This is a genomic window from Streptomyces huasconensis (assembly GCF_021028635.1).
GTDB lineage: Bacteria > Actinomycetota > Actinomycetes > Streptomycetales > Streptomycetaceae > Streptomyces > Streptomyces huasconensis.
This window is the reverse complement of sequence record NZ_CP086119.1, coordinates 6784751-6804902: the sequence shown is the minus strand read 5'-3', so window position 1 is coordinate 6804902 and position 20152 is coordinate 6784751. Positions and strand designations below refer to the sequence as shown.

The 20152-nt window shown below is 68.0% G+C and carries 20 protein-coding genes and 1 pseudogene; 6 read left to right on the top strand and 15 right to left on the bottom strand.

What is annotated here, in order from left to right; genetic code table 11:
* Window positions 1-15 precede the first annotated feature (15 nt).
* Window positions 16-1245 (bottom strand): winged helix DNA-binding domain-containing protein, encoded by a 1230-nt coding sequence (locus J2N69_RS30350; RefSeq protein ID WP_230903543.1) that lies wholly within the window; start codon window positions 1243-1245, stop codon window positions 16-18.
* A gap of 268 nt (window positions 1246-1513) precedes the next feature.
* Between J2N69_RS30350 and J2N69_RS30345 the strand changes: the two genes are divergently transcribed.
* The 3 genes from J2N69_RS30345 (at window position 1514) to J2N69_RS30335 (ending at window position 4425) form a co-directional block, all read left to right on the top strand.
* Window positions 1514-2677 (top strand): magnesium and cobalt transport protein CorA, encoded by a 1164-nt coding sequence (locus J2N69_RS30345; protein ID WP_230903542.1) that lies wholly within the window; start codon window positions 1514-1516, stop codon window positions 2675-2677.
* A gap of 525 nt (window positions 2678-3202) precedes the next feature.
* Entirely contained in the window at window positions 3203-3589 is a 387-nt protein-coding gene (locus J2N69_RS30340; RefSeq protein ID WP_230903541.1) for a barstar family protein, read from the top strand.
* A gap of 344 nt (window positions 3590-3933) precedes the next feature.
* The gene (locus J2N69_RS30335; protein WP_230903540.1) at window positions 3934-4425 is read left to right on the top strand and encodes a GNAT family N-acetyltransferase; all 492 of its coding nucleotides are present in this window, start codon (window positions 3934-3936) and stop codon (window positions 4423-4425) included.
* Here J2N69_RS30335 and J2N69_RS36750 read toward each other — a convergent pair.
* The 3 genes from J2N69_RS36750 to J2N69_RS30320 all read right to left on the bottom strand — a co-directional run bounded on the left by J2N69_RS36750 (window position 4360) and on the right by J2N69_RS30320 (window position 6466).
* The gene (locus J2N69_RS36750; RefSeq protein WP_408056833.1) at window positions 4360-4530 is read right to left on the bottom strand and encodes a transposase; all 171 of its coding nucleotides are present in this window, start codon (window positions 4528-4530) and stop codon (window positions 4360-4362) included. The genes J2N69_RS30335 and J2N69_RS36750 overlap by 66 nt on opposite strands.
* Before the next feature lie 218 nt (window positions 4531-4748).
* Window positions 4749-6032: a serine/threonine-protein kinase gene (locus tag J2N69_RS30325; RefSeq protein WP_230903539.1), complete on the bottom strand. Its 1284-nt coding sequence runs from the start codon at window positions 6030-6032 to the stop codon at window positions 4749-4751.
* Between the two features lie 260 nt (window positions 6033-6292).
* Window positions 6293-6466: a hypothetical protein gene (locus J2N69_RS30320; protein WP_230903538.1), complete on the bottom strand. Its 174-nt coding sequence runs from the start codon at window positions 6464-6466 to the stop codon at window positions 6293-6295.
* Between the two features lie 700 nt (window positions 6467-7166).
* Here J2N69_RS30320 and J2N69_RS30315 point away from each other — a divergent pair.
* The gene (locus J2N69_RS30315) at window positions 7167-7697 is read left to right on the top strand and encodes a hypothetical protein (protein WP_230903537.1); all 531 of its coding nucleotides are present in this window, start codon (window positions 7167-7169) and stop codon (window positions 7695-7697) included.
* 233 nt (window positions 7698-7930) lie between these two features.
* Here the strand turns inward: J2N69_RS30315 and J2N69_RS30310 are convergent, their stop codons facing one another.
* From J2N69_RS30310 to J2N69_RS30290, 5 genes are all read right to left on the bottom strand, one after another.
* Window positions 7931-8602 (bottom strand): hypothetical protein, encoded by a 672-nt coding sequence (locus J2N69_RS30310; protein ID WP_230903536.1) that lies wholly within the window; start codon window positions 8600-8602, stop codon window positions 7931-7933.
* 232 nt (window positions 8603-8834) lie between these two features.
* A complete protein-coding gene (locus J2N69_RS30305) occupies window positions 8835-9575 on the bottom strand; it encodes a DJ-1/PfpI family protein (protein ID WP_230903535.1) in 741 nt (246 codons plus the stop codon).
* A 41-nt stretch (window positions 9576-9616) separates the two neighbouring features.
* Window positions 9617-10225: a DJ-1/PfpI family protein gene (locus tag J2N69_RS30300; protein WP_230903534.1), complete on the bottom strand. Its 609-nt coding sequence runs from the start codon at window positions 10223-10225 to the stop codon at window positions 9617-9619.
* An 85-nt stretch (window positions 10226-10310) separates the two neighbouring features.
* Window positions 10311-10940 (bottom strand): DJ-1/PfpI family protein, encoded by a 630-nt coding sequence (locus J2N69_RS30295; protein WP_269075645.1) that lies wholly within the window; start codon window positions 10938-10940, stop codon window positions 10311-10313.
* Between the two features lie 145 nt (window positions 10941-11085).
* Window positions 11086-12033 (bottom strand): GlxA family transcriptional regulator, encoded by a 948-nt coding sequence (locus J2N69_RS30290; RefSeq protein ID WP_230903532.1) that lies wholly within the window; start codon window positions 12031-12033, stop codon window positions 11086-11088.
* A gap of 78 nt (window positions 12034-12111) precedes the next feature.
* Here J2N69_RS30290 and J2N69_RS30285 point away from each other — a divergent pair, with 78 nt between their 5' ends.
* Window positions 12112-13449 carry a HEAT repeat domain-containing protein gene (locus J2N69_RS30285; RefSeq protein ID WP_330166840.1) on the top strand — a complete coding sequence of 446 codons (1338 nt, stop codon included), beginning with the start codon at window positions 12112-12114 and terminating at the stop codon, window positions 13447-13449.
* A 350-nt stretch (window positions 13450-13799) separates the two neighbouring features.
* On the opposite strand, the gene J2N69_RS30280 is transcribed toward J2N69_RS30285, so the two are convergent.
* From J2N69_RS30280 to J2N69_RS30260, 5 genes and pseudogenes are all read right to left on the bottom strand, one after another.
* The gene (locus J2N69_RS30280; RefSeq protein WP_230903530.1) at window positions 13800-14468 is read right to left on the bottom strand and encodes an SPDY domain-containing protein; all 669 of its coding nucleotides are present in this window, start codon (window positions 14466-14468) and stop codon (window positions 13800-13802) included.
* A 106-nt stretch (window positions 14469-14574) separates the two neighbouring features.
* Window positions 14575-15054, bottom strand: coding sequence for a hypothetical protein (locus tag J2N69_RS36745; RefSeq protein ID WP_408056832.1), 480 nt, complete (start codon window positions 15052-15054; stop codon window positions 14575-14577).
* 99 nt (window positions 15055-15153) lie between these two features.
* A pseudogene (locus J2N69_RS30270) lies at window positions 15154-15514 on the bottom strand (DUF317 domain-containing protein).
* A 461-nt stretch (window positions 15515-15975) separates the two neighbouring features.
* Entirely contained in the window at window positions 15976-16428 is a 453-nt protein-coding gene (locus tag J2N69_RS30265; protein ID WP_230903529.1) for a hypothetical protein, read from the bottom strand.
* Window positions 16429-17108: 680 nt separating this feature from the next.
* A complete protein-coding gene (locus J2N69_RS30260; protein WP_230903528.1) occupies window positions 17109-18614 on the bottom strand; it encodes a SulP family inorganic anion transporter in 1506 nt (501 codons plus the stop codon).
* Window positions 18615-19030: 416 nt separating this feature from the next.
* Between J2N69_RS30260 and J2N69_RS30255 the strand changes: the two genes are divergently transcribed.
* Entirely contained in the window at window positions 19031-19435 is a 405-nt protein-coding gene (locus J2N69_RS30255; RefSeq protein WP_230903527.1) for a MerR family transcriptional regulator, read from the top strand.
* Here J2N69_RS30255 and J2N69_RS30250 read toward each other — a convergent pair.
* A complete protein-coding gene (locus J2N69_RS30250) occupies window positions 19413-20108 on the bottom strand; it encodes a TetR/AcrR family transcriptional regulator (RefSeq protein WP_230903526.1) in 696 nt (231 codons plus the stop codon). The genes J2N69_RS30255 and J2N69_RS30250 overlap by 23 nt on opposite strands.
* Window positions 20109-20152 lie beyond the last annotated feature (44 nt).

Here is a 20152-nt window from a genome sequence, read left to right as displayed (position 1 = left end):
TGTTGCCGCGGGGCGTCAGCTGCCGATGACGGCCCCGAACCGGATGTCGTACGAGGAAACCGAGGAATCCGAGGAATCCGAGGAATCCGAAGAAGAGGTCATCCTCGTCAGCATCCGCTCGGCCTCCCGCGTCAGCTCCGCCCGCTCGGCGCGCCCCGGGTCCCCGAACGGCTCGATGGTCAGCACGGCCTCCCCGCGCCCGGCGTCCTCCACCAGGCGCCACACCCCGGCGAGGAAGCCGTCGAGCAGGAAGACGCTGTAGGCGAAGTTCCCCTGCCAGGTGCGCCCCTTGTACTCGGCGGGCACGACGCGGGTCCGGTCCGCGTGGGAGAGGAGGAGGTTGTCGAACTCGGGGAGGAAGCGGGGCGGGGCCGGGGTGTCCTCGTCGGGGCGCGGCGCGTCGGGCAGGTCGAACAGCTCGACGCCGTTCTCGTCGCGGAACGTCCGCAGCCGGGGCCGCAGGCGCTCGAAGACCTCCCGCATGCGGGTGAGCCGCGCCCAGGTCTGCATGTCCTTGACGGAGGCGGGCCCGAAGGCGGCGAGGTACCGCAGCACGACGTCTTCGGGCACCGACCGGCCCGCGACACCCGCTCCCACGCCCCCGTCCGTCCCCGTCTCCGCGTCCGCTCCCGTGTCGGGGCCGAGCCACTTCTCGACGGTGGTGAGCGCGACCTGTCCGCTGCGCCGCCACAGCCCGCGCGGGGTCACCTGGACCAGCGGCAGCGTGCAGCGGGCGGCGATCGCGAGGGCCTGCGGGTCGGCGTCGGGCCACCGGACGAGCAGGGCCTCGCGGAGCTGCTTCATGGTGCGGGGCTCCGCCTCGACGGCCTCGCGGGCGATCTCGGCGAGTTCCCGCAGGTCGACGCCGGTGAGACCGGCCCGGAACACGCCCAGCTCGCGTTCGAGCGCGTCCTGCACGAACGGCCGCAGGGTGCGGGCGTCGGCGGCGGTGTGCAGGTGGATGGTGGAGCGCAGCGTGACCATGCGGACCAGTTCGCGCGACTCCAGGAGCGCGGACAGCTCGCGCGGGTCGAAGTCCGCCAGGCGCGCGGCGAGGGCGTAGTAGGGCGGCTTGACGTTCTGCGCCTGGAGCCCGACGAGGTGGGTGACGGCGTCCTTGACGGACAGTTCGCGGGAGCGGCGCAGGAGGAGCTGCCGGTCGAGCGTGGCGCGGTTGAGCGCGCGCCTTCCCAGTACGGGGGCGGAGCCGCCGGTCAGGTCCCGGGTCCTGGTCGTCTTGGTCATGGGCCCGACGCTAGCGGGCCTTGCGGACACGTACGGTCCGCAACGCATGGAGCCCGGCCGGGCGCGCAGGGGAAAGGGCGGCCCCCGGACTGCCGGCCCCGCTTCGAGGCACCCCTCACCTCCCGCACCGACCGCCCGCATGATCCACTGACCCGGGGGCACGATCCACCGACCGGCCGCGGCGCCGCCACGCCTGGGCCTTTTGGGACGTATATCCTGCTCCGTGGCCATCTAGACATACGTTCGACACGACCTGGAGGCGGCCAGCATGGCGGAGCGCCGAGTCCGTCCGGCATCGACCGCGAAGAAGCACACGTGGCGACGCACGACACGGCCCCCGGCGACCCCTCCCCCCGCGAGGACCGGGACGGCCGCACCCGCCACCGGGGCCGCAGCGGACCAGCGGGAGGCGGACAGCGTCATCCAGGCGGCGCTGTACCAGGGCGGAGTCCGCGTGGCGACGCCGTCCTCCCTCGCGGACACCTTCCGGGAGCTGTGCGAGCAGCGGGACGGCATGGCCTGGATCGGCCTCGCCCGGCCGACGGAGGACGAACTGCTCTCCCTGGCCGCCGAGTTCGACCTGCACGAGCTGGCCGTCGAGGACGCGATGGAGGCCCACCAGCGCCCGAAGCTGGAGCGGTACGGCGAGACGCTCTTCGTCGTCCTGCGCGCGGCCCGCTACCTCGACGCCCCCGAGGAGGTCGACTTCGGCGAGCTGCACGTCTTCGTCGGCCCCGACTTCGTCATCACCGTGCGGCACGGCGCGGCCCCCGACCTCTCGGCCGTCCGCCGCCGCATGGAGGCGACCCCCGAACTCCTGCGGCTCGGCCCCGAAGCGGTGCTCTACGCCATCCTCGACGCGGTGGTGGACGGCTACGCCCCGGTCGTGGCCGGTGTCCAGAACGACATCGACGAGATCGAGACCGAGGTCTTCAGCGGCGACCCCGAGGTCTCCCGCCGCATCTACGAACTCTCCCGCGAGATGGTCGAGTTCCAGCGCGCCACCCGCCCCCTGGTCGGCATGCTGCACGCCCTGATGGCGGGCTTCGCGAAGTACGGCACGGACGAGGAACTCCAGCGCTACCTGCGCGACGTGGCCGACCACGTCACCCACACCAGCGAACGCGTCGACGGCTTCCGCCAGGCCCTGACCGACATCCTCACGGTCAACACGACCCTGGTGACACAGCAGCAGAACGCGGAGATGCGCGCGCTGGCGGAGGCGGGCTTCGAACAGAACGAGGAGATCAAGAAGATCTCGTCGTGGGCGGCGATTCTGTTCGCTCCCACGTTGGTGGGAACGATCTACGGCATGAACTTCGAGGTCATGCCAGAACTACGCTGGGTGTTCGGATACCCCTTCGCCGTTGCCCTGATGGGGATTGTTTGCGTCACTTTGTACCTTGTGTTCAAGCGTCGAGATTGGCTCTGAGTAACTATGTCAACAATGGGGATCGTCCGTGCGCAAGATGCGGATCCGCCGCTCTCAGGCACCCCTGGAGCCCTCTGGGGAGAATCTGGGGAGAATCGGCAGGAGCCGCGCCGGCGTGCAGTCGCCGCCACGGACCTGAAGCTGCAGGTGTCACTGCGTCCCACCGGACTGGGCCAGCCTCCGACAGAGTGACTCAGAGTAGTCATTGGCGATACGCCGAAGGCGGCTGGGGCGCAGCATTCGCTGCGCCCCAGCCGCCTTCGGTTAATAAGTACGCAGTCCGGCCTGGCCAGCGTATACGGCACCCCTGCTGGCACCAGCCCGGCCAATCTCCGGCGAGGGCGCGTCGCCAGAAGGAAGATGAGTGACGCAGCGACAGGTGGAAAGACCAGGCTGAACACATAGTTGTCAAGGGGCAGCGCCTCGCCGCGAGCCTGCAGCCACTTAAAAGGTGTCGTAGTCAGTGAGCGGAGGCGGTAAGAATCGAGGGGAGGCAGTCGCGGAGCCACACGTATCCTCCGAGCCATGACACCGATATATGTGCTGGATGGCAGGCAGATCAGAACGCTGGAAGAGTTCTGGCGAGTCATCGGCGAGGCGATCAACGGTCCCGGAGGCTACTTCGGTCGAAACCTCGACGCCTTCGCCGACTGCCTCAGCGGTGGCTTCGGGGCACCCGAAGATGATGACTACGTGGTTGAGTGGCGCCACCACCAGCTGTCTCGCGAGCAATTCGGCTACCCAGAGACAGCTCGCCAGTTGGAGATCCGGTTGTCACGCTGTCACCCCACGAACCGTCCTTCTGTCGGCGCCGACCTTGCCGCAGCAAGAGAGGAGCGCGGGCCCACTGTCTTTGACTGGCTGGTCGAGATCTTCGACGATCGCGCTCCTGGCGTCCTGCGACTCCGGTGACAGATCGCCAGTCCCTGTTGAGGCCGTTCCTCCGGGAAGGTGCAGCGAGGAGCGGCGTGTTTGGTGGGTGAGCCGCACCTCGCGTGCCGGTCTCTTGAAGACCGGGCTATAGCTCTCCTCGTCTCGCGCCGGCACCGCGAACAGGCACTCGCTCAGCTTCGGCGGACAAGCGAGCACTTCGTACGCAGGGCTCGCTGACCCCTCACCTGTCATGAGTGCATTGGGTGTACCTCGGTGGCTCCCTATCAGCTCTCTACGACATCGCGGCCGCCAGGTCAGCACGACGGACCGAGCCGCATCCCTTGCACACCGGTCCACGACAAGATCCAGTTAAGGTCTGCTGCATGTCTGCTGCTACTGAGCCCACGCCTGGCTATACCTTGCGCCCTGCGACCCGTTCCGATCTGCCCGCGATGTTGGCTTTGCTCGCCGACGAGGAGAGGGTGGTGGACCCCGGAACAATTGCTGTGACGGAGGCGTATGAACGCGCCTTTAGGGAGATCGATACGGACCCGCGCAACGAAATGCTGGTTCTGGACGACGATGGCACGGTGGTGGGGTGCCTGCAAGTGACCTACATTCCGGGCCTCGGCAAGGGCGGAGCCGAGCGCGCCCTGATAGAGGCGGTGCGGATTCGCGCGGACCGGCGTGGGGGCGGACTCGGCCGAACTCTGATGGTGCATGCGATCACCCGAGCACGCTCGCGCGGCTGCGAGTTGATGCAGCTGACCAGTAACAAAGAGCGCAAAAACGCACACCGCTTCTATGCCTCACTGGGCTTCGCCTGTAGTCACGAAGGTTTCAAGATCGCGCTGCCGTCGTCTAACCACCTGTAAAAAGTAGTACTTCACTACCCAGGCGGGCGGCAGGTCGTGAGGCAGCAGGTCCCACTGGCAGCCGCTGCGGCTCTGGTGCAGGATCGCGTTCACGACCTCCCGCATTGCATACTTGCCCAGGTGCCCGCTGGCCGAGGGGTGCCGCGCCTTTCACGTCGTGATGACGGGTTCGATCGACTGCTTGTCGGTGAAAACGCTCGGATACGGCTTGCGTATGTCCATGCCATAACCGAGCCGAACCCGAATGACTGACCGGCAGCGATACTCCGACGTCACACCATCGAGCGAGGGCAAGCCGGACGCAAGCTCGCATAACCGGACCCTTACTTGGGTTTGACACACAGTACCCAGTGCGGCGGTGAAGTGGACCTCAAGATCGAAGTGTCGTCGTCGACAACCGCCCCAGGCACGCTTTTGCACTGGGTGTAGTCGGTGGTTCCGGCGATGCATTTTACCACCACGTAGTGGTGGTTCCAGAAAAACCGAAAAGGCATGCCGCAGGGCTCGGTCTTGGTCACGTCCGCGTACGTGTGCCCGCGCTTCGCGCGATCCGCGTTCGTGTCGAACCAGAGGCAGTCGCCCACCTTCGCATCCTTTACATCGTCCCCGATCACGAAGACGTACATCCCGATGTAGACAAAGAATGCCACGAGGGCGGCACCGAGGCCTTTCAGGATCGAACCCCCGTCAAGGGTGTTCTCGCCTGAGCCGGTGGGCTTGGTCGTGCTTGGAGAAGCAGCCGAGGAGGCGTTCTCCATCGTTTTCGCTGTCGTCTCCTCCCTCTCTGCCGGGGAGTCGAGCAGCAGCAATGCCTCGGTGGCTGACGGGCGGTCGGTCGGGTCTTTCCGCAGGAGGGCTTCGATGAGCGGCTCGAGGCGGCCGGCCCGGCGCATCGGGGGTGGGTCTTCGAAGGCCACCGCATGGAGCGTCCGGGCTGGGTTGCCGCGCTGGAACGGACTGATCCCCTCCACCGCCTCGTACAGCGTGGCACCCAGGGAGAAGAGGTCACCAGCCGGGCCCCCCTTCTCGCCCTGGGCCCGCTCCGGGGAAAGGTAGGACACGGAGCCGACGATCAGCCCGGTCTGGGTCAGTGTGGCATCGCTCTGGTTGACGGCGATGCCGAAGTCGGTCAGAAGGATCCGGCGCTCCGTGGTCACCATGACGTTGGCCGGCTTGATATCCCGGTGCACGATGCCCTGCTGATGAGCCGCATCGAGGGCGCGTAGGAGTGCCTTAACGACCCTCGCGGTGGTGCCCACTGAGAGGCACCCCCTCTTTCCGGTCAGCCTGTCCTGCAGGGTGCCGCCCTCCACGAACTGCATCACGATCCAGGGGGCGTCGTCCACCATGACGACGTCGTGGACGCTGACGATGTTGGGGTGATCGCGCAGCTTGGCGGCGTTGCGCGCCTCGCGCGTGGCGCGGAGGAGGAGGTCTTTGCGGTCGGTCTTGGAAAGGCTCTCTCTCAAGACCAACTCCTTTACTGCGACGTCGATTCGAAGCATTTGGTCGCGGGCTGCCCAGACCCGCCCGAAGCCGCCGGAGCCCAGGATGCGGTCAAGCCGGTACCGCCCACCTATCAGTAACCCCCGAGTCCCCTGCGTCACGACGCCCCCTCGCTCCGTTACCGGTCGACAGTGCTGACGATGTTGCCAGGGCTGCAGGTCGCGTGAGGCGCCAATGAAGTGAGTGGCCTCGGCGAATACACGGCTACCCATGGCGTCCTCACGAACCCGAGTCCGACCTGTTTGCTCAGACCCGCCCCTAACCGTCCACGCGCCCCGCCAACCAGAGCTCGTCACCCAGACCCAACCGCGAAGCGGGCTCTACTTCACGTACCGCACTTTGAGGACGTTGCTGGGGCCGCTCAGGTGCCGAGACTCTGGATTGTCTCCTTGACCAGAAGACTGCCCTTGGACCTGCTCCACGAACTGTGCGAGGACAGTTCGGCGACCGCCATGCCCAACCACTCTCGATCGCCGAGCCGGTCCAGCTTCTTCGCCGCGGTCAGCTCGCTGAACAGCGCCTTCAGCGCAATCACGTGGCCTCCCGTGTAACGACGCTCGTGATGCGTGTAACGCACGGACCATGGCTCGTGGGAACGATGCAGGATGCCGTGCACAGAGCAGCCGTCGCGACCCATGTTGACCCCAGGCTGAAATGCTCCGACGAGGCCTCCACCAGCAGTGACTTGCCACCTCCGGTAGGCAGCCCGTACCCACAGCACCGTGAAGTCCGCCCACTTGATGGCGGGTAGGGGGGCCGCCTCGCTGCGGCGACGTTGCTCCAAACCCTCCGGCCGAAGTACGACGGACAAGCCGTCCCCCCGCGTCGGGTCGCCTATGACCCACTGGTTTCCCCTCAGCTCCAGCGGCCCCAGGTACTGCGCCATGAGTTCTCCCTCTCCGTCCCGCCGCCCACGTCTCCCGAAGTGACCGCCCGTAGTGTTCTCACAGGCGGTCGTTGTCGATCATATGAAGCAGCCGACCGGGGCGAACTGCGGCCAGTGGCGTGCCATTCCTTAGCCGTGGTCGGCGATCTGGAAGGCGCAGTCCAGCGCCGTGGAATCCGTAAGCGCACTCGGCGAGCAGACAAACAGGCACGCGCCGGTTCCGGTCTCCCTCGGCCTCATCGATGGCTCGCCGACTGGTTGACAACCCTCGCGTATCGTTGCGGCGGACACTGGCAGCAGGGGAACCCGCGAGCTGACGGAATCCAGTACCAGGGAAAACGAGGGAACGGTGGCAAAGACGCAGGCTGTGGAGGGCAGCGGCCAGGGGAAGCGCCCTCGCAGCGCGGAACTGACAAGTGCTGCGGCAACGGCTCTGCTCGCCGTGACGGCGGTCATCGGCTTTGGCGTTAAATCCGGTCTTCCTTGGTGGGTCGTGCTGGCCGTGGGCTTGCTTACAGCGGGGTTCGCCGGCTGGGTCGGGTCCGTGATCGGGCGTCGCGAGGGCGTGCGCGACGCGGTCCTGGCGCCGGGGGAAAAGGTGGTCGCCACCTACAACGTCCAGCCCCCATTCACCGAGCACACACCGCCCGCGGCGCATGAGGGCCCGCAGTACCAACTGCGCCTGACCACAAGCGGCGTACAGATGTGGGAGCGTTCTGTCCTGCTTTGGCGGCACTCGTGGCCCGAGCTGCGGGTGATCGCCGACGGCGCCCGACTGCGCGTACACCATCAAGGGCAAGAGATCGGCACCTTGTTGCTGGAGGGGCCAGGCGCGGCACAGGAGATCCGTCTTACCGCCAGGAGACACGGTGCCGCCTGATCTGTCGCTGCAAGGCTGACGGGCAGCCAGACGTAATCGCCTGGTCGTCGATCACGTTGGCGTCGTGGGAGCGCAACGAGCGAAGAGGCCATGGGAAACCGGAGAAGGACGGGGACCTGTCGGCCAGGGCGATCGCGTGCTCATAGCAGCCAGCTGTCCCAGTGCAGACCAGTCTCCATGGTGATTAGTGGCGCACTCCGGGAGCGATCCAGCCGCAGCAATCGGCTGTGGCTCTATGCGCCATTGCTGTAGGCGCCGTGCCTGTCAGCTGATCTCTCCAGCACGCCTTCGCCGTTGACGCTAATGACGGTGTTGTACAGCTGTACGCGTCGACCGATCGGTTCCAGGCTGCTCTCACCGAGGTCGCCGGTCTCTTCCTGCCCTTCGATGTGCACGGAGTAGCGCCACGGCCTGTGGGAAGGGTCGGCTTCTTCGTCGGTATGCGGATGCAGCACGGCTACTTTCCTGCCTGCCAGGCCCAGCCTGCGAGCTTCATCGGAGTTTTTGACCCGCACGATGTCTCCCGTTTCGAAGCGGGGAGCTGCGGCCGCCTCCATTTCGCCGGCCTGAGCACCGTAGACGGCGGGATGGAGAAATGCTCCGCCGTTGACCGGGCGCTCCCACTCGCTCCAGCCGAAGTCCTCGTCCCACGTGAACCCCAGGGCCCGAAGGCATTCGGAGGTGGTGGTGTGGGGTTTCAGGTCGACCTCGAAGTGCAACATCTCCGGAGTTCGGTGGAACGGCCCTCGGGCGTGTACGGCAACGTCGCCGTGGCGCATGAGGGCCGTACGAAGATGTTCGGTGATTGCCGCGTTCTCCTCGGGCGAGGCTTCCACCCATAGGGCCAGCCAGACGAGCCGGAAGGGCGCCAGGGCCATCACAGGATCCTTCACGAAGGCGTGCACAGAACGCCGTATCCTACGCGACATTGCGCAGGGTAAGCCGGGTGCAAGAAGGCCAGGTGTGACAGTTCGCGCCCGGCCACATGAGCGTCAACGTGTGCTGGGGATACGGAGGACCCCGTCTGCCCGACTCTTTGCCGGAGACCGGAACGCATCCGGCCATGTCCGCAGCGTGACCACGATGCCAATCGAGACTTGTATGTCCGTACCGGCTATGCGTCGGCTTTGACGCCCGTCAGGAAGTCCAGACGGTGCCGCGGGCTTCGTACTCCAGCATGCTCTCCAGGCCGAGTGCGGCGTCGACGCCGAGTTCGCGGCGGACCAGCCACAGGGCGAGGTCCAGGCCGGAGGTGACGCCGCCGGCGGTGACCAGGTCGCCGTCGTCTACGACACGGGCCTTCTTCAGCACACCGCCCTGCTCGACGAGGTCGGACTGCGCTCTGTGGTGAGTGGTACAGGGACGGCCCCGGGTGACGCCGGCCGCGGAGAGGAGCATCACGCCGGTGCACAGGGCCGCTAGGGTCAGCCCGGGCCGTTGGGCGGCGGCCAGGGCTCGCGGCAGGGCGCCCCTGCGGATCTCGGCCCAGACGCCCGGGTCCTCGCGGCGCGCGTATCCGCCGCCGGGCACGATGAGGAGGTCCGCCTTCTCGGGTGCCCAGCGGTGGTCGGCGCGGAGCTGGGTGCCGAAGGCGGCGGTGATGGTGCGGGGGCCGTCGAGGGCGACGTAGCGCACGTCGACGTCGCGGTCGGTGAAGTGGTCGGAGGCGGCAAGGACTTCGTAGGGGGCGGCGAGGTCGAGTTCCTCCACGCCTGGGAAGAGCACGACCTGGACACGCAAGGGTGAGCGGCGGTCAGGTTTGGACGCCGAGGTGGCTCCCGTCGCATGTGCGGCGGCGGCCGTGTGGGCGGGAATGCCGGTCGCGATGCCCGCGGCACCGAGGGCGGTCGCGGTACGCAGAACGGTGCGTCGGTTCACGCGAAACTCCTTTGTTCGTCTTCGGGGGGTGGTCGGAGTGGTCAGAGGGCGAGTGGTTCGTCCGCGAGGTAGGGCGGAGCGGGGTCGTACTGGATCTCCCGGCGTACTGCGCGGGCGTGCTCGCGGCCGTGCAGACGCCCTACGAGCCAGAGCGTGCTGTCGATGCCGGCGGACACTCCCTGACTGGTCAGCAAGTTGCAGTCCACGACGTAGCGGGCGTCGGACACCACGGTGACGTCGCCGCGCGCCGTCAGCGCCTGCTCGTAGTGCCGGTGGGTGGCGACCCGACGGCCGCGCGCCGGGCCCGCGGCGTGCAGCAGGAAGGCGCCCGTGCAGACACCGACGACCCACTCGGCCCGAGCGGCCTGCGCATCGATCCATCCGGTGACGCGGGGATTGTGGGGTTCGGTCTCTCGGGCGCCGGACCCTCCGGGGACGAGGAGCACGTCGATCGGAGGGTGGCCGTCCAGGGTGTGGTCCGGCAGGACGCGCATGCCCTTGGCGCAGCGGACGGGCTCGGGGCGTTCGGCGAGGAGCAGGGCGCTGTCGCGCCCTTCCCGTAGGGCGGCGGAGGTGGTGAACACTTCCCAGGGGCCGACGAAGTCGAGTTCCTCGGCGGTGTCGAAGAGGAGGATGCCATAGGTGGTCATGCGGAGGCCGTTCGTGTGGGGTGCGGTGCGGGCACGCGACAGGAGAGCGTGGGCATGGGCGGGGTGGTACGGAGCGCGGCGCCGGTCATGCGGTGTTCACAGTGCCGCGGCGCTCGTATTCGAGGACTTCCTCGGCGAACAGGGCCTTGTCAGGGCCGAAGAACCGCTCGATGAGCCAGATCCCCAGGTCGATGCCCGAGGTGACGCCCCCGCAGGTGACCAGATCGCCGTCGTCGACGACGCGGCCTTCCACTACGCGACCGCCCTGGGCCCGGAGGTCCTCCTGAGCGATGTGATGGGTGGTGCAGCGGCGGCCGTCCGTCAGACCGGCGGCGGACAGCAGCATGGTGCCCGAGCACACCGCACCCAGCACCAGACCGTCCCGCTGGGCGGCCGCGAGTGCTCGGGGCAGGCGACCGCGGCGGATCTCCCGCTGCAGCCCGGAGCCTTCGCCGTAGCCTCCGCCGGGGACGATGATCACGTCGGCGGAGTGCGGCGCCCACGGGTCACGGCAGACGATCTCCATGCCGGCGGACGTCGTCACTCGGCGGGCTCCGTCCACGGTGACGAAGGACTGCGCAAGGAGTTTCTCGCCGACGATGCCGAACACCTCGATGTGACCGGCGAAATCCTGCTCCTCCACGCCGTCATAGAGAACGGTGTGGACACGCAGCGGGCGTGCGGGACGGCGAGAACGTGCAGGTGGACCAGGCATGAAGGGGCTCCGTGAAGAGGTGGCGTGGTTCCCGGAACGAGTCGGCGAGAACACGCTCAGTCTTCCGACGGCCGCCCCCCGGCGACACCGGCACGCGTGCCCACGGTGCGCAAGATACGGCCAGGCCTGGACACGGGGAACGCCGTCACCGGCGGAAAGCGCCCCTGTAGGCCGACGGTGTCGTACCGACGTGCCGGACGAAGTGGTGGCGGAGCGTCTCAACGGCCCCGAAGCCCGTGGCCTCCGCGATCCGCGTCAGCGGCAGTTCCGTCGTCTCCAGCAGCTCTCTGGCGCGCTCAACGCGCTGCGCGAGCAGCCAGCGCAGTGGCGTGGTGCCCGTCTGGGCGCGGAAGTGCCGCGCCAGACTGCGCCTGCTCATCATCGCGTGCGACGCGATATCGGCCAACGAGAGCGGTTCGCCGAGCTTGCCGCGCATCCACTGCAACGTCTCGCCGAGATCGGCGGAATCGGTCTCGGGCGCGCGGTACTCGATGAACTGCGCTTGGCCGCCCGTGCGTTGAGGTGGCATCACCAGCACCCGTGCGGCGTTCGAGGCGGCGGCCGCGCCGTGGTCGCGGCGCACCATGTGCAGGCACAGGTCCAGGCCCGCGGCGATGCCCGCCGAGGTGAGCACCTGTCCCTCGTCGACGTACAGCACGGACGGGTCCACGTCGATGTCCGGGAACTGCTCGGCCAGCGCGTCGGCGAACCGCCAGTGGGTCGTCACCCTGCGTCCGTCCAGAAGACCCGCGTGCGCCAGGGCGAAGGCCCCGGTGCAGATGGAAGCGATCCGCGCCCCGTTGTTCGCCGCCTCCCGCAGCAGTCGTACCGCACGAGGGTCCGGAGAGCGTTCGGCCGGAATGCCCGGCACGATCACCGTGTCCGCACAGAGTGCGTCGTCCCAGTGGTACGAGGAGGACACCCGGAAGGGCGCCGTGGGGCCGGCTGTCGCCGCTGTGTCGCGATTGACGCACACGCGGACATCGTAGGCGGGGGTCCCGTCGGAACCGGTAACGAGCGCGAACACCTGACAGGGGATGGCGAGATCGAAAGCCGAAACGCTGTCGAGCGCGAGAACCGCAACCACGTGCATGCGCTTGAGGCTACGCCGAGGCCACCTCGTCCCGGTAAGGCGGATGCCGGGGAGCGAATCGTCGTCACGGACGCTGTCATGCGGCAGGCCGGAGCCGCCCTCGTCATCCAGCCGCGCATGTGCGGCAGGATGGGTGCTTCCTGCCAGATGGCTGGGCGATGGCGCACAGCGGGGTACGAAGGGAGAGGCGTGAGCGGGGAGTCACTCATAGAAGCCGTGCGGAGGGGGGACGCGCAGGCGGTGGATGTACTGCTGGAGGCAGGTGCCGACCCCGACTCCGCGGACGCGTGCGGCACCTCCGCTTTGCGCCTGGCTGTGGACGCCTTCGACCTGAACACCGTCGAGGCCTTGCTGGCGTCGTCGCGGCTGCACCACACCGCTGCCGACGGACATTCCCCCCTGCTGCGGGCGATCGACCGCGGCGCCTGTGACATCACCGAAACCCTGATCCGTCATGGGGCATCACTGTCGGTCCAGGATGGCGAAGGACGCGACGCTCTGGCACTGGCTCGGCATTGGCACCGGACAGGTGCCGCAAACGAGCTGCGCCGTAGAAGCGGACGGCCTGGACCGATCCAGCGCGGTGCCGTCCGCTCTGCATCGGGAGCGACGTGTGAGGAACTGTCGCTGGGCGGCCTGACGGTCCGTACCGGGCACACTGCGATCCTCACCATGCTGGAACCGAGGTACGGAATCCTTCCGTCCTTCGAGGAACTGCTGTCCCGCGCCCTGGAAGAACCGGATGTCGACCACGAAGTGTGGGAGGCGACGACTCTCGTGCTCCAGCAGCGCCACGACCCCGCCATCTGGGACGCGGCCGCCGCATTGCGTGACCGAGCGGACCCGTTGGAGCGGTACTTCGGCGCGGAAGTCCTTCGCGTGATCAACTTGCTCGACGAGAGCGACGACTTGCCGTTCGACGCACCGCTCGTCGACCTGTTCGTGCCCTGGGTGGCGCAGGAACCGGATCCCCGTGTGGCCGGGGCCCTCACCGCCGGCCTGGCCGACGCCCTGGACTCCCGCGCCGAAGAACCGCTGACAATGCTGGCCCGCCACAGCGACAGCAAGGTCCGGCAGTGGGCGGTCAGCGGATTGCACCATGCGGCCGAGACGGAGGATTCCAAGGCGCTGGCCGCTCTCACACAGGGCACCAAAGACGAGTGCGCAGCCGTCCGACAGGCGGCGTGCAGGGCCATCGCCGACGCACCACCACATGCTGAGGGCGCCTCTGAGGCGCTCGCCTCCTGCCTCACCGACACGGACGAAAACGTCCGGGTAGAGGCCGCAGTCCGGCTTGCGCTGCGCGACGATCCCCGGGGTGACGCAGTCCTGGATGGCCTGGACGCCACGGACAGGAACTCCCCGTACCACTGGCTCCTATACGACGTACACCGACACCGCACCTGGGGCCGCTGAGCGTAGGTCACCAGATCACGCCGGCCGGCTTCGAGTCGGACTACTACCGTGCTCTCCGGTGATCAACGAATTTTGTTAGAGCCAGTTGATGGTGAACTGTCCGTCCGAGTGCAGTGGGATGCAGGTGACCCGAGCGGGCCCAGGTGGTGTCGGCCCGTTCGTGACAGCTGATGCCCCATCCAGGCGCATGGGCGACGTCGCGGTTGCGGGCGAGGAAGCCGACGGAGCCGCAGCGCTCGCAGCACTGCGCGCCGGAAGCAGAAAGGGGGTTCGTGAAGGACACCTTCAAAGGTTGAAGCGGGAACGCGACACGCGAACGGCAGGGCGTCGTTCGCGTGCCGGGCCCCCAGTCAGCTGCGGTGGACGATCGTGAGGCGCTTCTCCGCGCTCTGAGGCAACCGGTGGCGTGCCACCGGGACCGGGGACGCGAGCGAGGAAGCGAAGATGGCGACCAGCTCGTTGGGGACGCTCGGGCTGAAGTTCGCGCACCACAGATAGGGGGCGCCGAACGTGGGCTCGGCCCACGCTTGCCAGCCCATTAGGTCCTCCCGCAGGTCGGCGTCCGCGATCAGGTCCGGCAGCATCTCGAGCGAGACGTGCGAGGCGAAGCCGGGGTCCGTGGCCGCGGTGCGGGGGCGGGGGCGGTCCACGTCACGGATCCAGCCCTGTGCGCTCAGCGCCGTGACCACCGCCTCGGGCTCCTCGAAGCCGCTGTCGGGTACCGCGCTGGCGTCGAGCGCGGCGAGGAAGTCGTGCAGTGCCTCGTGCGGCACGCCGGTGGTGAAGTAGGCGTTCCACTGCACCAGGGCGCTGGCAGTGTCCGGGCGGGCGGAGATCTGTAGGGCCACCCGCAGGCCGCCGAGCGTGAACGGGCTGCTGACCAGGGTCCATTCGGCGCCGCGCAGCTCGTCCGGGCTCACATACAGCAGGGTGTCGCGGGCGGTCGGCCACATGCGCCAGCCCAGAGCGGTCAGGGTGTCGCCGATTCGCTCAGCGAGGGCGTCGTCGTCGCCGGCCAAATGGCGCGGGGTGACCCAGCGCACCGGGTCCGGCGAGGCGGCGGGGTAGGAGGAGTCGGAGGGATGGTGCGGGTGCAGGGGCGCCTCCGTGGGCTCGGGGGGTGGTTCACTGCCCGCCAGTGGGGCGGGTGCCGCGCCGTCGGCGCGGCGGGGCCTCGGTCGGTTCGTGCCAGGTCAGCGCGACCGCGACATCGGGCGGCAGGGGGCCAAACTGCTCGGCCTCCTCCGGCTCGGTGAGGAACAACACGGGTCTGCCCTGCTCGTCGCGGGCAGCGGCCACGGTGCCCGCACGGTGGGCCATCGGGAAGTCGGGGTTGAGGGCGAGCTGCACGACGGCGGTGCGGTCGCAGGCCGACAGTTGGTCGAGCAGGTCGCCGACGGTCGGCTCGGGCAGTGTGCCGAGCGGCTTGGCGTCCTTGGTTTCGGCGATGAACACCACCGGCCGGCCTGCGTCACGGGTGGGGACCACGCCGCCCAGGCGGCGGGCCGAGCGGGCGAAGGGGTTGATCCACAGACGGACCACCACGTCGCGGTCGCTGGCGGACAGGCTCTCCAGCAGGTCTCCGACGGTCAGCTCCGGGGCCAAGACGCATCTCCTTGCAGTAACGGGCGCCCCACCAGGGGCCGAAGGCAGGGTACGTGCCATACCTGGGCGGCAGCTCCGAGCCGCGCGGTGGCAGTGGACTCACAGCGGCCGGGAGGTGGCCAGCACGCGCTGGACCGTGGCCGCGACGATCTCCGCCGGCGTTTCGGTGTCGAAGCGGATCCGGTAGCCGGGGACCTTGGTGGTGCCGGTGACGGCGAGCGTCCAGCCGTCGCCGTCGGTGCCGGGGCGCCCCAGCGGGAACCATCCGAAGTAGAAGCGGCCGTCCTTGCTGCTGTTCATGGACATCGGCCCGGTCGTCCACAACGAGGTGGAAGAACTCCGCCTTGAACAGGTCGGTGACCATCGTCGGCTGGCCTGGCCCCAGCTGCCACGAACGCAGCCGCAGCGCCTCGGTGGTGGTGGAGAATCCGGGTGTGGACGCGTCCACGGTCACGGGCATCACCTCTCTGACCTGGGGTTTCGGGGAAGGTCGTCTACGTTGACATGCCCCTGGCGGCTTCCACCAGTCCTTTCGCGATCTTTCCTGTCTGCTCCCGGCGAACTACTCCTCCTACGCCGCATGGGGACCCAACGTCGCCACCAAATCGCGCCGCGGTCACTGCACGACAAAGCGCTTGACAGGGTCATCCCCATGCCGAGTAGTAACCCATCCCCGAATGGATGAACTCCCCCTTCGGTACGCCGCCCGCCTTCAGCCAACCCATATCGTTCCTGTAGGCCCGGCGGATGCGAGACCGCAACCACCAATGCAGTGCAGCGCTGGCAACATCAGCGCACACACACTGCCCAGGCGGCACAGAACGATCGTGCTACCGACCCTGAGTGGTCACCACTCCGCCGGGCTGCACACAGAACAGCATCGCCGAAAACCGGCACACGACGAGCGCAGCGGGACGCCTCTCAGGAGGTCCCGGTCCGCCACGACGCACCGAGTTCCGCAAGCCGCCCTCGAAGTACTGCGCGCTGCTCTTCCAGTTCTTGCGACGCAGGCGAGAGGAGATAGACGTTGTCTCGGTAGAGGCGCAACCCGAGGCTCTCCCATCCCTGGGCGATCTTGGCGTTTACGCGATCCCACTCGGACTGATCCGTCAGCCGCTGGCTGCTGAGGTCGGTGACTCCGGGCGAGCAGGCAATGGCCCGGCAGCCGATCATGAGCCGGTGGATCACTTCGCAGGCGAGTACGGCCGCCAGGCCGTGCCCACGCCACGCAGGATCCAGCGTCACCCGGTCCATGATGAGCAGCGTGGAACCGACGTACTCCAGACGCTCGCTGACCTCGCCGGTGAACGAGCCTGTCTCGGGATCGAGGAGCACCTGGGCGGTCTCGTACAGCTCCTCGGACTCCTCCTCCATGGACCAGAAGGTTCGGTATCCAGTGACTGTTGGCCGTTGACGACCCGCTCGCACCACCCATCCGGCACGAGCGCGAACGGCACGAACTGGCCCGGCTGAGGAAGATCATTCGCGTTCACGAGGAAGGAGCTGGCGACCGATGACCGCGTTGTCGATCGAACATGAGACAGACCCCGTCCGGCGGGCGATCGTCACCGCGATGAACCGCCTCTTCGCCGGTACGCCACAACGATCCAACGGCCGGCTCAATGTCTCCCAACTCGCCATCGAGGCCGACGTCAAGCGATGGCACCTGACCCATCAGCACCCCGATCTCAAAGACCTCTTCCAGGCCCAAGCTGTCCAAGCGGAGGCCGAGAGAGCGGCGCATGTCCGTCCGCAGACGCCTTCGAGGCGCTCAAGAAGAAGCACGCCGTCTTCAGGCGCACTGCCGGTTCCTGGAAGCACGGCTCCAGGTCTACGCAACCGCTCTCAACCTGGTCTCCCTTGAGAACGCCGCTCTGTCCGGACGAGACGCAGAAGCGGCGAACGTTCGGACCATGCCCCGCCAGCCGCCGCGCCTGCCCTGACAAGGCCCGGCTGGTATCGGAGCGTTCTGCATGCGGGAACTCGGCAGCAGACGCAGCGAGGGCCGCCCGGACCTGTCGGGTCCGGGCGGCCCTCGCAGGCGGGGTGATCGGTCAGTGGCTCCCGGCGAGTTCACCGCTGAGCTTCTCGTGGATCTGGGCACTCGGCTTGTTCAGGCCGATGATGTCGACGGTCTTGCCGCGCTGGGCGTACTTCGTCTCGATCGCGTCGAGAGCGGCGACCGAGGAGGCGTCCCAGATGTGCGCGGCCGTCAGGTCGATGACGACCTTGTCCGGGTCGGTCGCGTAGTTGAACTGGCCGACGAGGTCGTTCGAGGAGGCGAAGAACAGCTCACCGGTCACGGCGTAGACCACGCTGCTGCCGTCGGGGTCGGTGACCGAGGTGACATCGGCGAGATGGGCGACGCGTTTGGCGAAGATGACCATGGCGGTGACGGACCCGACGACGACACCGATGGCGAGGTTGTCGGTGGCGACCACGCAGATCACGGTGATGACCATGACGGCGATCTCGCCGGCGGGCATCCGCTTCAGCGTCTTCGGGGCGATGGAGTGCCAGTCGAAGGTCGCGAAGGACACCATCACCATCACCGCGACCAGGGCGGCCATGGGGATGTCGGAGACGACCGGGCCGAAGACGATGCACAGGACCATCAGGAAGGATCCGGCGAGGAACGTGGACAGGCGGGTACGGGCGCCGGACACCTTCACGTTGATCATGGTCTGGCCGATCATGGCGCAGCCGCCCATGCCGCCGAAGAAGCCGGTGACGATGTTGGCGATGCCCTGGCCGATGGACTCGCGGGTCTTGGACGAGTGGGTGTCGGTGATGTCGTCGACCAGCTTCGCGGTCATCAGGGACTCCATCAGGCCGACCAGTGCCATCGCGAAGGCGTAGGGGGCGATGGTGGTCAGGGTGTCCATGGTGAAGGGCACGTCGGGCAGGCCCGGCACCGGCAGAGAGGAGGGCAGTTCGCCCTTGTCCCCGACGGTCGGCACCGCGATCCCGGCGGCGACGGTGATGACCGTGAGGATGACGATGGAGACGAGCGGGGCCGGGATCACCTTGGTGACCTTCGGGAAGAACACCATGAGCGCGAGCCCGCCGATGATCAGCGGGTAGACGGGCCAGGGCACGTCGTGCATTTCGGGTACCTGGGCCATGAAGATCAGGATGGCGAGGGCGTTGACGAAGCCGACCATCACGCTGCGCGGCACGAACCGCATCAGCTTCGCGACGCCGAGCGCGCCGAGAATGATCTGGAAAACGCCGGCCAGGATGACTGCGGCGATGAGGTAGCCCAGGCCGTGTTCGCGGTTGAGCGGGGCGATGACCAGGGCGATAGCGCCGGTGGCGGCGGAGATCATCGCGCGGCGCCCGCCGACGATCGAGATGACCACGGCCATCGTGAACGAGGCGAACAAGCCGATCGCCGGATCCACTCCGGCGATGATCGAGAACGAGATCGCCTCGGGGATCAGCGCGAGGGCGACGACGAGGCCAGCCAGGACCTCGGTGCGCCAGACCTTCGGGTCGTTCAACCAGTCGGGCTTGAGGCCGCGCAGCCGTGCGGCCGGGGACAGTGCAGACGTAGACAAGAACAGATACCTGTCGTTCTCGGGCACACCCGGCCGTGGTGCGGGGCGTGCGGGAAGGCGCCGGAGGGCCGGGCGGCCATCCGCGGAGCCCGCGTACGGCGGCGGGCTGAAGTTCAAAACGCAGCAGCGGGTACGAGCGAGGGCACCGGGCGCTGCTTCAAGGGCGAAGGGTCACGGCGGGCAGGCGGCGGCGCTGAGCATCATGGACATGCGCACGCTCTCTCCTGCAGGCATCGGTCTTCGCCGGGGGCATCGTCGGCCCCGACACGGCTGACGGTCACGGGAACGATCCCGCACCATGGGAGCGGGGGCGGCTTGGAGCCGACCCCCACGATCACTTACTCTACCCTGACGTTACGGTAGAGATCGACGTCGGCCGCCTGTGGCCTTGGCGACAGAAGAGGAAAGGCGCCCGCGTGAGCAGCGAGCACATGCAGATCGGCGAGGTCGCCACGCGGACCGAGCTGTCGCTGCGCACCATCCGGCACTACGAGGAGACCGGCCTGGTCATGCCCTCGGCCCGCTCGCACGGCGGATTCCGCCTCTACACCGAGTCTGACGTGGCCCGCCTGATGGTCATCCGCCGCATGAAGCCGCTCGGCTTCACCCTGGACCAGATGCGCGACCTGCTGGAGGCCACGGACCGCCTCGACTCCGACGAAGAGCTGACCGCGGACGAGCGCGAGGCCCTGCTGGAGCGCGTACGCGGCTACGAGCAGGACGCGTCCGAGCAGGTGGAGAAGCTGCGTACGCAGCTGGCGCGGGCGGAAGAGTTCGCCGCCACCTTGCGTGAACGCCTCACCCGCGCCCCCGCCCTCTGACCTCTTTCCCCCGAGGCCGCGACTCGGTGGGGCAGTTGGCCTGGCCGGCCGCGGATTCCGGGCTCGGCGCCGGGTCTGGGAACAGTCGCTCGAGATGGGCGCGCAGGATCTTCATGGCCGCATCCGCGGTGCGCTGGCCGACCAGGACGCTGGTGCCCAGACCGTGGCTCAGCGAGAGCAGGTGGGCGGCCTCGGTCGCCGCGTCCCGCTGCCGATCCAGTGCGCCTTCTCGCTGGGCCTGTCGCAGCACTGCGGTCAGCTGTCCTTCCAGGCGGTCGGGGCCGGCGACGAAGGGCTGCGCGGCCAGTTCGGGGTCGGTCATCGCCAGGACCGCATACGAGGTCCACACCAGGTGGAAGGCGCGGCTGGCCTCGTCGGTGGGCAGTGCCTCGGCCAGGAACGCCTCCATGAAGGCGTGCGCGGTCACCGGGTGTGGCAGGCCGTCCAGGCGGTCCGACCACCGTGCGCGGCTCTGCTGCTGCAGGCGCTCCAGGGCGGCGTGCAGCAGCTGGGCCTTCGTCTGGAAGTAGTACTGCACCAGATTCAGCGACATGCCCGCCTCGGCGGCGACCGCGCGCAGCGTCACCGCGTGCAGGCCCTCGACCGCGGCCACGCGCACCAGAGCGTCGATGACGTGCGCCCGGCGCTGGGCGTGGTCCACCCGTTTCGGCACCCTGACTCCTTCTCTTCCGTTGCCCATCCGCTTTCATAGTACCG

Coding starts and splice junctions, on each gene's coding strand:
- J2N69_RS30350 (WP_230903543.1), bottom strand. CDS start 1,245: ATGACCAAGACGACCAGGACCCGGGACCTGACCGGCGGCTCCGCCCCC.
- J2N69_RS30285 (WP_330166840.1), top strand. CDS start 12,112: ATGCGGCAGGCCGGAGCCGCCCTCGTCATCCAGCCGCGCATGTGCGGC.
- J2N69_RS30295 (WP_269075645.1), bottom strand. CDS start 10,940: ATGCCTGGTCCACCTGCACGTTCTCGCCGTCCCGCACGCCCGCTGCGT.
- J2N69_RS30300 (WP_230903534.1), bottom strand. CDS start 10,225: ATGACCACCTATGGCATCCTCCTCTTCGACACCGCCGAGGAACTCGAC.
- J2N69_RS30265 (WP_230903529.1), bottom strand. CDS start 16,428: ATGGAGGAGGAGTCCGAGGAGCTGTACGAGACCGCCCAGGTGCTCCTC.
- J2N69_RS30340 (WP_230903541.1), top strand. CDS start 3,203: ATGACACCGATATATGTGCTGGATGGCAGGCAGATCAGAACGCTGGAA.
- J2N69_RS30335 (WP_230903540.1), top strand. CDS start 3,934: ATGTCTGCTGCTACTGAGCCCACGCCTGGCTATACCTTGCGCCCTGCG.
- J2N69_RS30290 (WP_230903532.1), bottom strand. CDS start 12,033: ATGCACGTGGTTGCGGTTCTCGCGCTCGACAGCGTTTCGGCTTTCGAT.
- J2N69_RS30345 (WP_230903542.1), top strand. CDS start 1,514: ATGGCGGAGCGCCGAGTCCGTCCGGCATCGACCGCGAAGAAGCACACG.
- J2N69_RS36750 (WP_408056833.1), bottom strand. CDS start 4,530: ATGCGGGAGGTCGTGAACGCGATCCTGCACCAGAGCCGCAGCGGCTGC.